Here is a 13,061-nt window from a genome sequence, read left to right on the forward strand (position 1 = left end):
TTCCTCCTATAATATTCCTATAATCTCATTTATATCAGATATTTTGTTATCTGCTAGATATTTTTCTAATCCATCTACTATATCAATCATTGTTTCAAGTCTTTTAAAATTAGCTGTTCCCACTTGGATGGCCTTGGCTCCAACCATCAAAAATTCGAGAGCATCTTCTACATTCATTATTCCGCCCATGGCTATAACTGGAATCTTTACAGCATTTACCGCTTCATATGTCATCCTCAGAGCTATTGGTTTAATTGCAGGGCCTGATAGGCCTGCTGTTTTGTTATTAAAAACGAATTTTTTCCTCTTAATATCTACAGCCATAGCATTAAAGGTATTTACTAAGGATATACTATCTGCTCCCTCACCTTCAGCTATTTTTGCAAATTCAGCTATGCTTGTTACATTTGGTGATAATTTTACTATTAGGGGTTTATTTGTAGCCTTTCTTACTTGTTTTATAACTTCTCTTGCCTTATGAGGATCAGTTCCAAAGGCCATACCACCTTCTTTTAGGTTAGGGCATGAGATATTAAGCTCAACCATATCAACATCGCTATCTTCTAATTTGCTTGCTCCAATTCTATAATCATCATAAGAATGGCCTCCAAGATTAGCAATTACAACAGGTTGATATTTTCTCATAAAAATAAGTTCATTTTCTATAAAATGATCTACACCTGGATTTTGAAGGCCTATGGAATTCATAATTCCTGCAGCTGTCTCATAAATTCTTATACCGGGATTGCCTGGATTTTTCTTAAGAGTTAGGCCTTTAGAAGAAATACCGCCAAGCTTGTTTATATCTATGTAATTAGAAAATTCTTCTCCAAAACCGAAGGTACCACTTGCTGCTATTACAGGATTTTTAAAGTCTACTCCAGCTATATTTACTTTTAAACTCATCCATATATCCTTTCTGCATCAAATACTGGTCCATCCTTACATACTCTTACAAATTCTCCCTCACTATTTTCAACAGTACAACCTAAGCAGGCCCCGATTCCGCAGGCCATGTGGGCTTCCATTGATATTTCGACCTTAGCCTTAGTATTTTGATTCCAAAGAGCCTTAAGCATTGGATTTGGACCGCAGGCATAGATCATATCATAGGAATCAAAATCTATCTTTTCTAAGATAAACTTATTTTCATCCCTTTCAGAACTTGTTACTATTTTATTTACAAAGGGCTTAAAATTTTCTACAAAATATGGGTCATCTGCAAAACCTGCATAAAAATCTGCCTTTGTCCCTAAATTTTTAGCAAGTTCCAATAATGGAGCAATACCAATTCCACCAGCTACTATGGCGATTTTCTTTTCATCACTTAAAGAAAATCCCTTACCAAGTGGACCTAGAACTGATACATCATCTCCCTCTTTAAGTCCACCTATCAGCCTTGTAGCCTTACCAACGACTTGGCATAGGAAAACCAGCCTATCTTCCCTTTGGTCGCATATACCAAATGGTCTAGCAAGAATAGGGTCATCTCTAAAAGAATCTGCCCTTAACATAAAAAATTGGCCAGGCTTGCCCTTGAGATTTACATCTAGGCTAATTTGTAAAATACCTGGTGCAATCTCAATATTTTCAATAACTTTGCATGGTCTATATGTTTGCATTTTTAGATATTTCCTTATAAGTTTCTATTGTTTTTTCTCTTGCGTACTTGCCAATATTAGCTTCACCATCATCGTAATTCATCCAATTTTTAAGGATGGCACGTGATGAATTTACTACTCCTGCATTTAAATCATTTAAAAGCTTATACACATTCATAGAATCAGCAGCTTGGGCTCCAAAACCAGGGATTAAAAAGAACATATTTTTGTATCTTTCTCTGATTTTTTCTACCTCTTGGCTGTGAGTAGCACCTACCACAAGCCCTACAGGTCCGTAGCCATTTTCTCCGATGTACTTATCATTTATTTCTTTTAATCTATCGCCAATTGTGTAAAATAATTCCTCACCATTTACATCTAGGACTTCAAAGTCATTTGCACCTGGATTTGACGTTCTAAGTAGGACAAAAGCTCCCTTTTTGCCAGATTCTAAATATTTTTCGTAAGGCTCAATTGAATCCATACCCATATATGGATTTAAGGTTATAAAGTCAACCTCAAAATCTCCTTCAAAATGAGCTTTAGCATACATTGTTGCAGAGGCTGCTATGTCAGATCTCTTTACATCCCCTATGCTAAGCAAATCATTATCCCTTAGGTAATCAAGGGTATTTTTATAAGCTAGCATGCCTTCTAAGCCATATGATTCATAATAAGCAATTTGAAGCTTATAGATAGCACACACATCTTTTGTTGCATCTATAATTTCCTTATTATAGGCAAACAAGGCATCAGATGTTGATTTTCCTTCCTTAATCACATCAGGTATATAATCAAGAGATGTGTCAAGTCCTACGCAAACAAAGCCTAATTTGTCGATTCTGTCATATAGTTTATCAATTATGTTCATATTTTAAAACACCCTTTCTGTAGACTTTTTGAATTTGTCCATATAATTTTTTGCCAATCATAAGAGAATTTTTAGATTTTGACCTAATTTCTTCTTCCCTATAGATATAGGATTTATCAAGATCTACCAGGTTAAAATCAGCTAGATATCCAGGAGCTAATTTTCCTTTTTTAATACCCAAAATTTCTGATGGCCTGGTGGACATAATTTTTATCAGTTGGTTTAGAGAAATAAGACCAGATTTAACCAAAACTTCATAGCAAGTTGAAAAGGATGTTTCTATTCCTATAAAGCCTGGAGCACCTTTTTCCTTTTCTTCTTTAGAATGAGGGGCATGGTCTGTCGCAATTGCATCTACATAACCTTCTTTTATCATTTTTAATAAATATAGCCTATCCTCTTCCCTTCTGATAGGAGGATTTACCTTCATCTCTTCCCTAGTTTTTTCACTAAAGTATAAGTGGTGTGGTGTTACTTCGCAGGTTATTTTAGCCCCCAGGTCCTTAAAATACTTTATTGCTGTCATTGCTCCCTTGGTTGAAACGTGTGAAAAATGAACTGGCATATCAAGCTTATAGGCATAATAGCAATCCCTAAGGGTCATGGCATCTTCTGCCACTTCATAATCTATAGCTGAAACACCTGCCACTTCTTCATGAAGGGTCATATTTACACCAAGGCCTTTTGCCTTAAGCATGGCCTTGTACATAGTTTCTCCATCATCTACCCCGTGGCCATCATCAGAGATAAATTTAACTGATTTAGGCAGGCTATCAAGATGATCTAAAGTTTTACCGTCAAAATTCTTGGTGATGGTATAAACTTGGTCAATCCCAATAAGGTCAAGTTCTTCCCCTCTTTTTATAATATCTTCATAGACTTCTATTGATGATACAGTTGGCTTGGTGTTGCCCATAAGGAGGACGTTTGTCACTCCTCCTTTTAGGGCAGCAAGAGAGCCTGTTTTTAGGTCTTCTTTGTAGGTAAAACCTGGGTCTCTAAAGTGTACGTGAAGGTCTGTAAAAGATGGCATGAGGACTAGGTTTTGGCAATCAATTATCTCATCTGCCTCATCTCTTTCAAATTCTTCTACTATTATCCCATCTTCTACAAAGATATCTTCACGTGTAATCTTTACATCATCAAATCCATAAAAATTTGTAAAAATTTGCTTCATCTTATTCTTCCACATCGTAAATGTGTCCACAGAAGGCACATTTATATGTTTTTTCTTCTCTATTTATCAAAATAAATTCACTAGACACTTCTCTTTCGCTAGTTGATACGCATTTTGGATTTTGGCATGTTAAAATATCAACAGCCTTTTCAGGAAGTTTTAATTCAAGTTTTTCAACTACTTTTTCATCTTTTATGATATTAACTGTAGCTGTTGGATCTATTATTGACACAGCATCTAGGTTTATTTTGATATTATTTGCAATCTTTAATATATCCTTTTTGCCAAATCTGGTTGAGCTTGCATTTAATATTATTGCTATCTCACTATCTAGGTCTTCTAAATCCAAAAGTTCATAGATTTTCATACCTAGACCTGCTCTTATATGGTCTATTACGATTCCGTCTTTTATACTAGTAATCTCAAGCATTGTTTACCTCCAAAAGTTTTATAATTAGTGCCATTCTTACATACATACCAAATTTAACCTGTTGAAAATATACTGCCCTTGGGTCGCTATCTACTTCTTTTGCAATTTCATTAACCCTTGGTAGTGGGTGGAGAACTATCATGTCTTCTCTTGCTTGGCTCATTTTTTCCTTATTTAAAAGGTATGAATCCTTAAGCCTTGTATATTGGGCATCTGAATAGAATCTTTCCTTTTGGATTCTTGTCATGTACAATATATCAATCTTATCAATTACTGCATCAAGAGATCTTACTTCTTCATATTCATTGTTTTCATCAAAAACTTCTTCTTTTACATATTGAGGAAGTTTTAATTCTTCTGGTGATATTAAGATAAATTTATTATTTGAAAATAAGTTTAAGACCTTAATAAGTGAGTGAACAGTCCTGCCATATTTAAGGTCACCGCATATACCTATTACATGGTTATCAAGGCTTTCCTTATAATTTGAAATTGTTAGGATATCTGTAAGGGTTTGAGTTGGATGTTGGTGGCCCCCATCACCAGCATTTATTATTGGACAATCAGCAGCAAGACTAGCAAGATATGCTGCACCTTCTTGAGGGTGGCGCATGGCTATTATATCTGCATATTGGCTTACAGTTCTAACTGTATCTTGCAAGCTTTCTCCCTTGGTTGTTGAAGAATTGCTTGAATCAGAAAACCCTACTACAGAACCACCCAATCTTAACATAGCTGATTCAAATGATAGTCTTGTCCTTGTTGAAGGCTCAAAAAAAAGAGTCCCCAATATCTTCCCATCTGCATAATGAGAAAAATCGGTAGGACTCTTATAAATATCATTTCCTAGTTCTATAATTTCAAGTAAATCTTCTTTTGACAAATCGTGCGAATTTAATAAATTTTTTATAGAAATCATATTCATCTCCTTGGATTTTTTAAGACTATACCAGGAAATTTTTATCTGTCAAAATTATAACTCGCTTATTAAATCAGAAATTGATTTTGTAGTGACCTTATCCCTATCAATGCCTAAATCATCGAGTATTTCATCAATTTTTGATTGATTAGTAAATTCAATTTCTAGATATGGATGAGGATAGGTTGCCTTATCCCAAGTGTCTATATCAAATCTTTGACCCTTATATCTATAAGATATTCTTTGCTTTTCGCCCTTATATTTTATCTTTACACCAATCCTATCTAGGATTTGAGTCATCATTGTTACAGAATCAATTTTTGTTGTAAATTCGTTATTAATCCTTACATCTTCAGAATTTTTCATCTCTTTGAAGGTAAGTTCAATCGATTCTCTCTTTCCTTCGATATAGGTTTCCCTTATCCTAAGATAGCCTGTGTCAAAGTCTTCAGCATTTTTTGGAGCAAAAGTATAGTTTACTTGTTTTTCTTCAACAATTTTTTCCGCCCCTAATTCAATAAGTTCTTGTTCAAGTTCTTCTGGTACTATATCTAATACCTTTATTTCTATTTCTCTTTGCATTATTTAATCCTCACTGGCTTAAAATCTATGTAATCACCTGAAGCACATACAAGATTTATGCCATCTATATTCCCTTCTCTTATAAGTCTATGACCACTTCCGTGGAGGTGTCCATAGATAATTGTATCAGTATTGTAAGTTTTTGCCAAATCAAAAAATTCATTTAGGCTGCCATCGCTATTGATTGGTGGATAATGAAAATTTATGATTAGCTTTTTATCTTGTCTAGAAGATTCTATCGAATTTTGAAGCCTTAGTAATTCTCTAGCAAATATCTTTTCATCGTGGTCATCAAAATCTTTAGCATCTCTAGAAATCCAACCCCTAGTCCCGCAAATTATATAATCTTCTATTTCAAAAGAATTATTTTGCAAAAATTCAATGGAAGAAAAACCCAACTGGCTAAGCTTATTTAAAGACGACCACCAATAATCGTGGTTGCCCTTCATTAAAATTTTCCTGCCAGGAAGCTTTTCTAATTTTTCAAGGTCTATTTTTGCATGGTCAATATCCATTGCCCAAGATATATCGCCAGGAATTAAGACTGTATCCTCTTCTTTTACCAGCTTATTCCAATTATTAAAAATTTTCTCTTGATAATCTTTCCAAGCATCACCAAAGACTTCCATAGATTTTTCTTCAGTATAGTCTAGATGCAAGTCTGCGATAGCATATATCATCTATCCTCCAAATGTATTACTTTTACTTCTATATTTTCACTTAAGAAAATTTCTTCCTCTCGCCTATGGCAGGTAAAATACAGGATTTGCTTATCCCTTGCCATGTCAAGAAGAATAAATAAAAATTTGATCAATCTTTCAATATCATAATTGATAAAGGCATCATCAAATATCATAAAAACTTGGCCAAAGCTCTCGTTAACTAGGTTTAGCTTTAGGGCAAGATTTAATTGGTCAAAAAAGCCCTGAGATAATTGATTTAGGTCAAAAGAATGAAGATTTTCATCTCTAATATCAATATTTAGGTCAGGATCATAGGAAATTTTAAAATTATTTCTGCCAAGGCTTGCGATTAAAGAATTAATCTTTCTATTTAATTTTGCCATATCATTTTTGTTTTCATCAGCTATGGCTAAAATAGTATCTTTAGCAAGAGAGATTGCTTCTTTTTCTCTTATAATTTCTTGAAATTTTCCCTCTAAATATTTAAGCTCATCCTTATAATCAACTTCTTTTTTTAACTTAGCATCAATTAATAAAAGTTCTTTCTCCCTAGCATTTATAAATGATTTTAAGTTTTTTATCTCTTCCTCTAAGCTATTAATATCTTCTCTAGCTTTAACATTGTCATAAGATTCAAAATCAAAATTATATTCTAAATTAGGGTCTAGAGCTGTCAGGTCTTGTTTTTTAATTATAGTTATGACTTCCTCAATCTTTTCCTTTTCTTCTAATAAGGACTTATATTTTAAAAATCTCATCCTTAGCCTATTATACTCAGCTAAGTTATTTACTCCAAGTCGTATAAAATCAGGCTCGACCTTTTCTTTTCTATCCTTAAATAAGAAAAATAAAGTAGGAATTATAAACAAAAGCAAATAGAAGTTTTTGGTAAAAATACTAAGACCGATTATTATTAATAGTAAAATATAAAATACATATATATACTTAAGAGAACTTTGGTCTTTATGATTAAATTCTATATCTTCAAAATCTTCGCTCCTGTAGGCCTTAAGATCTTCAAACTTTATTAGATCCTGGTCAAGTTCATAAAGTTTATCTGTCCATTTTTTATAATCCTTGTAGTTTTGGTCAGACCTAAGTGAATTGAATATTTCATTCTCATCCTTTAATTTTTTATATTTTTCTTCAAGCTTTTGAAGTTTTTCCCTATTTATGTCTAAACTTTGAAATTCTTTCCTAAATTTTGCCTTAAGACTTCCTATTTCATTTAAGATATCTTTAATATCTGTGATTTTTTCTCTAATTTTGTAATAAGGCTTGGTGTAGGCTCTTTCTGTACCAAGGTCAGCTTGCTTTTTATCTAGGATTTCTATGGCGCTTTTAATAGAAAAATTATAGTCAATATCCTTGCTTGCTAGCTTTTCTATAACTTTTTTCTTGCTATCAACAGATGTAACTTGCATCTGGTAGGAAGATATAAAATTTTGATAGAGATCATAATCCAAATTTAAGAAATATTTGCCAGGATAAGCTAGGTCACTGGCTTTAGTATCAAGCTCTAATCCTTTGCTAAGATTATAAATCTTGTAGGCACCACTATCAAAATCCCTATCAAGTCTAAAATTATCTCCATCCTTATAGATAATTAAGCTACCAGCATAAATATAGGCGTCTTTTGGCCTATATATTTCTCTTTTTGATGAAAAGCTAACCCTCTGTTTGCCCTCATCAAAACCATAAAACATCCCCTCAATGAAATTTTTAAGAGTTGACTTACCCGACTCATTTAGGCCGTAAATAAGATTAAATTCCTTATCTAATATAATTTTCTTATTTACAAATTTACCAAAGGCCTTTATATTTAATTCTTTTATATATAAGTCAGTCATTTTGGCTCCTAAATAAGGCTTCTAGGCCTAGGTCTAAGGCTCTAGTAGATATTTCATCATCTCTGTCTTCAAATTTTTCTAAAAATTTTGAAAGAATCGAATTAGGATAAAGGCTTGAAAGTTTTTTATAGTCGATTTGCTCATTTATTTTTAAATCTATATTGTAAGCATTTAGATTTTTTCTTAGGTCATTTAGGGAGATTTTCTGATTTGCCCTTAGTCTTACAAAATTTATCTTATCTTCTAACTTAGAATTAATATAGTCAAACAAGTCATTCTGACTATTAAAATCACCTGGCTTTATATTTAAATCATAAAATTTCATTAGTGATGAATCAAGATAAGAAATCTTTCCTTCATCATATTTTATATAACCATAGTCATAAAGGTCGCTATAATCCAAGGGCTCGATTGCTCCAGCATAATAAATATTATCATAAAGCTTATCTCTTTTATGAATGTGTCCTAGTGCTATATAGTCGAAGTCAAGATTTTTAAGCTTTCCTATATCTAAATTTAGGTATGATGAATTTTTATTATAAGTATCCCCATGGACAAGTAAAATATTAAAATATGAATCATCTAAGCCTATATCATAAGGAAAATCCTTATTATAAATCCTATCCACATATGAAAGTCCATAAACTCTTATATTATCGACCTCAAAATAAGAAAGTTCATCGTCCCAGAAAATGTGTAAATTATCTGGTTTATTTTTTAGGTATATATAATTATCCCTTCCTATAAAATCATGATTGCCTGCCACATAAAATACATCTTTTTTAAAAGCACCAATCTTTTCAAACAGGTCCTTATAATCATTTAGGGTAAAATAATCCCTCTCATAAAGATCCCCTGCAATTAAAATAAAATCCACATCTTGATTTTCTTCTAAGATTCTATAAAAAGATTCCTTATTTTTCATCCTAATTAGAGAAGATAAGTCTGATTTGAAATTTAAATTATCTGCCAGATGGACATCTGCTAGATGGATAAATTTCATATTAGGTTGACGCTTTCTATAAGCCTTTTGCCATCTTCAATCTTATAAACTGTTAGCGACCCATTATCTATCCAAAATGATGGCCAATTATCAAGATCTTTTAATATCCAAAATAGTGATGACCTTATGGCAATACCATGACTAATTGCTAAAATTGTCTTATCTTCCTTGGATTTTTCTTCAAGAAAATCTCCTACTCTTTTTATTACATCAAGCCTTGATTCTCCATTTGGATATTTTAGACCAAAGTAGTCTGACTTTTCTTTTATAAAAAATTCCTTTTCATTTTCTCTTACATCAACTAAGGACCTACCTTTAAAATCCCCAAAATTCATCTCATTTAAGCGACCATCGCTCTTATAATCCTTATATCCTAGGTAGTCCGCAGTTTCTTTTGCCCTGTAGAGGTTTGATGTATAAACTTCATCTATCTCATAATTTTTAAGTAATTCTTTTGTCCTATCTAATATGTATAGGCCACTTTCTTCTAATTTCGTTTCATCAACTGAATAGACCATTTTCATATTAGCTTCTGTTAATCCGTGTCTTACTAAAATAATTTTCATAATTCACCTCCCTATAATTATAACAAAGATTTAAATTTTATCTAGGAATAAAAAGAAAAAGACGGAATCTCCGCCTTATTCTCCACTGCTCATGGCCTCAGCCATGTCGATGTTTTTAAGTTTATTGTGTACGTATATAAGCATAATCATTGATAGGATGAGGGTTATAGCTGCACTTACTATAAAACTTAAAGGATGAAGCTTATAGGAAAGCATGATATCTCTTGGGGCAACTAGGTCAATTATATACCTAAACATTAGATAACCTAGTAAATATCCACCTCCTATACCTATAAGGCTTAATATAAATATTTCCCTGTAGATATAGGCTGTTACTTCCTTTGGATAAAATCCTAGAACTTTTATGGTTGCAAGCTCTCTTTTCCTCTCGCTTACATTTATATCAGTTATATTATATAAAACTACACTTGCAAGTACAGATGAAACCAGGGTTATTACAACTATTACTAAGTTTAAATTAGCAAGCAAGGCATCCATTGATTCATAGGCTCCGCTTGTATTTATTACTGCAAGAATATCGTCGATATCTTCTAATTTCTGGGTAGTTTTATCAGGATCACCCTTTATATAATCAGCGTTTACACTTAGTTTATTAGAAGTCAAATCTTCATAATAGTCCTTGGAAATATATAGGTAATCTCCTACATAATTTTCTGTAATTTCTCCTATCTCAATTTCTATTAATCTCTTATCTACTTCTACCTTTATCTTGTCATTTTCCTTCAATTTAAGCTTTTTGCTAGCATTTTTTGTAATTACAGCCTTAGCTTCTTTTAGATTTATAGGATTATTTTTATTTTTTCTTAAAGATACGAAATCATTAAACCTAGCCATATCCTTAGGTATTATAATTGATAGGTCAAGGTCTGTGCCATTTCTATTTAGACTTGCACTTTCATTTCTAATCTCAAGCCTCTTATCCTTTGCTATCAAATCATCAAAAGCTTTTCTATCTGACTTTTGATCTAGGATGGATATTGATTGGTAGTGGAAGAGTTCATTTTGCTGGATGGCTGATGTATCCTTTAGTGAATCAATCATTGCAAAGCCGAAAAATATGAGGGCTGTGCAGCCTGCTACTCCAAAGAGGGTCATAAACATCCTTGACTTATACCTAAATAGGTTCCTAGCCGTTATTTTTTGCATGAAAGAAAGTCTCTTCCAAATCGGCCTTATCTTTTCTAAAAGAATTTGAGATCCCTTTTCTGGAGCCTTTGCCTGAAGTAGCCTTGCCGGTGACTCGTTTACTGTTTCCTTAGAGGTGAAAAATACTGTTAAGGCTACTAAACTTGCTGAAAGAATTACAGACCCTATAATCAAAAGAAGCGATGATGTGAAGCTCATATTTATTATAGAAAAACCTGTTGAATAGGCCTTAAATATTATCCCCGCTATTAGAAATCTAGCTAATATCCCACCGATTATTGACCCTATCAAGGTAGGTATCAGACCATAAATATAAAATCTCCTGGCTATTAATTTATTTGAATAGCCCAAGGACTTTAGACTACCATTTATGAGCCTCTGCTCTTCTATATATCTTTTCATGGTTGTAAGGGTAACAAGCATGGCTACCATGTAGAAAAATACAGGAAATACTAGGGATAATTTGTCCATATTTAGGGAGTTTTGATAATAGGTATCTAAGCCCTCGTTATCAAAGATTGTACTCACCTTATATTCTGGATCTGTAAGCTTTAGAAGGGCTTCCTTTTGGTCTTTTATCTCTTCTTCCCCTTCTTCTATATCATCTAGGGATTCTGCTTTTTTATCTTCAAATTCCTTTAGACCCTTTTCATAATCAGCTTTTGACTTTATAAGGTCCCTGTAGGCTTTTTCTAAGTCATTTGCCCCCTTTACCCTATTTTTTTCAAGCTCATCTGAACCTTGATAATAAGATGTCCAGCCTCTGTTGATTTCTGTTTGCTTGCTATTTACAGTTTTTAAGCCCTGGTCAAGCTTTGCTGCACCTGATTTTTTTTCTTCCTCAAACTTGGCTTTTCCTTGATTGTAAGAAGCAAGGGCTTTGTTTAATTCAGCTTCCTTTTTCTTAATTTCTTCAAGGCCCGCTAGTAGGGGTGCCTTTTGCTTGGCTATTTCTTCTTCTAAATTAACAGAAGATGACTGTGGCTGATCTAAAGTTTCAAGTCCTAAATCCGCCTGATTTTCATTAGAGTCTGGTAATTGATCATTAACTTGTAAAGATTCATTAATAGAAGCATCTATCTGACTTAGAGCATTTTCTATTTCTTGTTTTTTGCTTGAAATTTCATCTTGGCCTGCCTTAATCTGTCGATAAGAATCATTTAACTTTTCTTCATTTATTCTAATCTCTTCATTATATTTATTTCTTGAATTTTCTAAATCAATCTTAGCCTTATCCAGCTCTGCCTGACCTCTAATCAAGTCATTTCTTGCCTTACTAAGCTTAGCCTTGGCATTTTCAATTTCTCTATGGTACTTTGCTTTTTCTGTCCCGTATTTACTAAATCCATCATCAATTTTTATCTTAGCATCTTTTAATTCTTTTTCAGTTTCAGATATTTTTTCTCTAGCATCAGATAAGTCGCCCTCGGCCTTATTTATCTTATCATTTGCCTCAGTTTTTATCTTCTCTAATACCTCCTTTGGTCTAGAGAGGATGGCCTTGTCTATAGCATCCTTCTTATCTTTTACAATTTTTTTGTATTCATTACTTGTTTTATTTAATTCTTCAGTAGTTTTATAAGAAATATTTACTTCATCAAATTTTTCTTTTTCAAAATTTTCTTCTGAAATAAAGGCAAGGCCAGCTATCTCTTTTTTGCCTACTGGAGATATTTCTTTCATATCTTCAAGAAATCTTTGGCTGGTATTAAAAAATCCAACTACTTTATACTTGGTATTTTTAAGCTTATTTGTATCCTTCTGCTTATCATTTATATAGGAAAAATCTACATAATCACCAATTTTATAAGTAGACATTAGGGCCTTATCTAAAATTATTTCATCCTTTGCTTTTAATTTTTGGCCTTCAACCATGTCTATTTTTTCAAAATTATTATCAAAGGACTTTATTCTTATAATATTATCTTGATTTTCTAAATCTATAATTTTTATAAAGGAAATATCCTTGATATCATCGTCATTTTCTAAGAGAATCTTATCTTCATAATCCATTGGATAGGTTGATCTGACTATTATATCAGGATGCTTATAGATTTTTAGGGACTCGTCAAGGCTTTTTCTCATTGATGGGCCTGTTAGGTTTAGTCCTACAATTATCATCGTTGCAAGTCCTACCATGACCCCAATCGAAAATACCTTGCCAAGGGTTGTTTTCATATCCCTAATTATATTTTTGTAAAAAGTATTCATC

Annotated in this window: 12 protein-coding genes; all 12 read right to left on the bottom strand. The window is 32.7% G+C overall.

The genetic code is table 11. From position 1 onward, the window contains the following. Positions 1-6: 6 nt before the first annotated feature. Entirely contained in the window at positions 7-906 is a 900-nt protein-coding gene (locus RRB46_RS00155) for a dihydroorotate dehydrogenase (RefSeq protein ID WP_296126118.1), read from the bottom strand. Next, positions 903-1,622 (bottom strand): dihydroorotate dehydrogenase electron transfer subunit, encoded by a 720-nt coding sequence (locus RRB46_RS00160; RefSeq protein WP_311537060.1) that lies wholly within the window; start codon positions 1,620-1,622, stop codon positions 903-905. Before RRB46_RS00160 ends, RRB46_RS00155 begins: the two co-directional genes overlap by 4 nt. Further along, positions 1,609-2,472 (bottom strand): orotidine-5'-phosphate decarboxylase, encoded by an 864-nt coding sequence (gene pyrF / locus RRB46_RS00165; RefSeq protein ID WP_311537061.1) that lies wholly within the window; start codon positions 2,470-2,472, stop codon positions 1,609-1,611. Before pyrF ends, RRB46_RS00160 begins: the two co-directional genes overlap by 14 nt. Further along, positions 2,459-3,649 (bottom strand): dihydroorotase, encoded by a 1,191-nt coding sequence (locus RRB46_RS00170; RefSeq protein WP_311537062.1) that lies wholly within the window; start codon positions 3,647-3,649, stop codon positions 2,459-2,461. The genes pyrF and RRB46_RS00170 overlap by 14 nt, the downstream gene beginning before the upstream one ends. A 1-nt stretch (position 3,650) precedes the next feature. Beyond that, entirely contained in the window at positions 3,651-4,079 is a 429-nt protein-coding gene (locus tag RRB46_RS00175) for an aspartate carbamoyltransferase regulatory subunit (RefSeq protein WP_106460110.1), read from the bottom strand. Further along, complete coding sequence (gene pyrB, locus RRB46_RS00180; RefSeq protein WP_311537063.1) at positions 4,072-4,998, bottom strand: aspartate carbamoyltransferase; 927 nt, start codon at positions 4,996-4,998, stop codon at positions 4,072-4,074. Before pyrB ends, RRB46_RS00175 begins: the two co-directional genes overlap by 8 nt. Positions 4,999-5,052: 54 nt before the next feature. Beyond that, positions 5,053-5,580: a class IV adenylate cyclase gene (locus RRB46_RS00185; protein WP_297689567.1), complete on the bottom strand. Its 528-nt coding sequence runs from the start codon at positions 5,578-5,580 to the stop codon at positions 5,053-5,055. Next, positions 5,580-6,260, bottom strand: a complete 681-nt coding sequence (locus RRB46_RS00190; protein ID WP_297689569.1) for a metallophosphoesterase — start codon at positions 6,258-6,260, stop codon at positions 5,580-5,582. Before RRB46_RS00190 ends, RRB46_RS00185 begins: the two co-directional genes overlap by 1 nt. After that, positions 6,257-8,113 (bottom strand): AAA family ATPase, encoded by a 1,857-nt coding sequence (locus RRB46_RS00195; protein WP_311537064.1) that lies wholly within the window; start codon positions 8,111-8,113, stop codon positions 6,257-6,259. Before RRB46_RS00195 ends, RRB46_RS00190 begins: the two co-directional genes overlap by 4 nt. Beyond that, on the bottom strand, positions 8,106-9,116 hold the full coding sequence (locus tag RRB46_RS00200; protein ID WP_311537065.1) for a DNA repair exonuclease: 1,011 nt from the start codon (positions 9,114-9,116) through the stop codon (positions 8,106-8,108). The genes RRB46_RS00195 and RRB46_RS00200 overlap by 8 nt, the downstream gene beginning before the upstream one ends. Beyond that, on the bottom strand, positions 9,113-9,682 hold the full coding sequence (locus tag RRB46_RS00205; RefSeq protein ID WP_297689575.1) for a histidine phosphatase family protein: 570 nt from the start codon (positions 9,680-9,682) through the stop codon (positions 9,113-9,115). Before RRB46_RS00205 ends, RRB46_RS00200 begins: the two co-directional genes overlap by 4 nt. A gap of 75 nt (positions 9,683-9,757) precedes the next feature. Further along, entirely contained in the window at positions 9,758-13,060 is a 3,303-nt protein-coding gene (locus RRB46_RS00210; protein ID WP_311537066.1) for an FtsX-like permease family protein, read from the bottom strand. Position 13,061: the final 1 nt, after the last annotated feature.

The organism is uncultured Anaerococcus sp., assembly GCF_963512375.1.
Classification (GTDB): domain Bacteria; phylum Bacillota; class Clostridia; order Tissierellales; family Peptoniphilaceae; genus Anaerococcus.

Coding starts and splice junctions, on each gene's coding strand:
- RRB46_RS00185 (WP_297689567.1), bottom strand. CDS start 5,580: ATGCAAAGAGAAATAGAAATAAAGGTATTAGATATAGTACCAGAAGAA.
- pyrF (WP_311537061.1), bottom strand. CDS start 2,472: ATGAACATAATTGATAAACTATATGACAGAATCGACAAATTAGGCTTT.
- RRB46_RS00205 (WP_297689575.1), bottom strand. CDS start 9,682: ATGAAAATTATTTTAGTAAGACACGGATTAACAGAAGCTAATATGAAA.
- pyrB (WP_311537063.1), bottom strand. CDS start 4,998: ATGATTTCTATAAAAAATTTATTAAATTCGCACGATTTGTCAAAAGAA.
- RRB46_RS00160 (WP_311537060.1), bottom strand. CDS start 1,622: ATGCAAACATATAGACCATGCAAAGTTATTGAAAATATTGAGATTGCA.
- RRB46_RS00155 (WP_296126118.1), bottom strand. CDS start 906: ATGAGTTTAAAAGTAAATATAGCTGGAGTAGACTTTAAAAATCCTGTA.
- RRB46_RS00210 (WP_311537066.1), bottom strand. CDS start 13,060: ATGAATACTTTTTACAAAAATATAATTAGGGATATGAAAACAACCCTT.
- RRB46_RS00190 (WP_297689569.1), bottom strand. CDS start 6,260: ATGATATATGCTATCGCAGACTTGCATCTAGACTATACTGAAGAAAAA.
- RRB46_RS00170 (WP_311537062.1), bottom strand. CDS start 3,649: ATGAAGCAAATTTTTACAAATTTTTATGGATTTGATGATGTAAAGATT.
- RRB46_RS00175 (WP_106460110.1), bottom strand. CDS start 4,079: ATGCTTGAGATTACTAGTATAAAAGACGGAATCGTAATAGACCATATA.
- RRB46_RS00200 (WP_311537065.1), bottom strand. CDS start 9,116: ATGAAATTTATCCATCTAGCAGATGTCCATCTGGCAGATAATTTAAAT.
- RRB46_RS00195 (WP_311537064.1), bottom strand. CDS start 8,113: ATGACTGACTTATATATAAAAGAATTAAATATAAAGGCCTTTGGTAAA.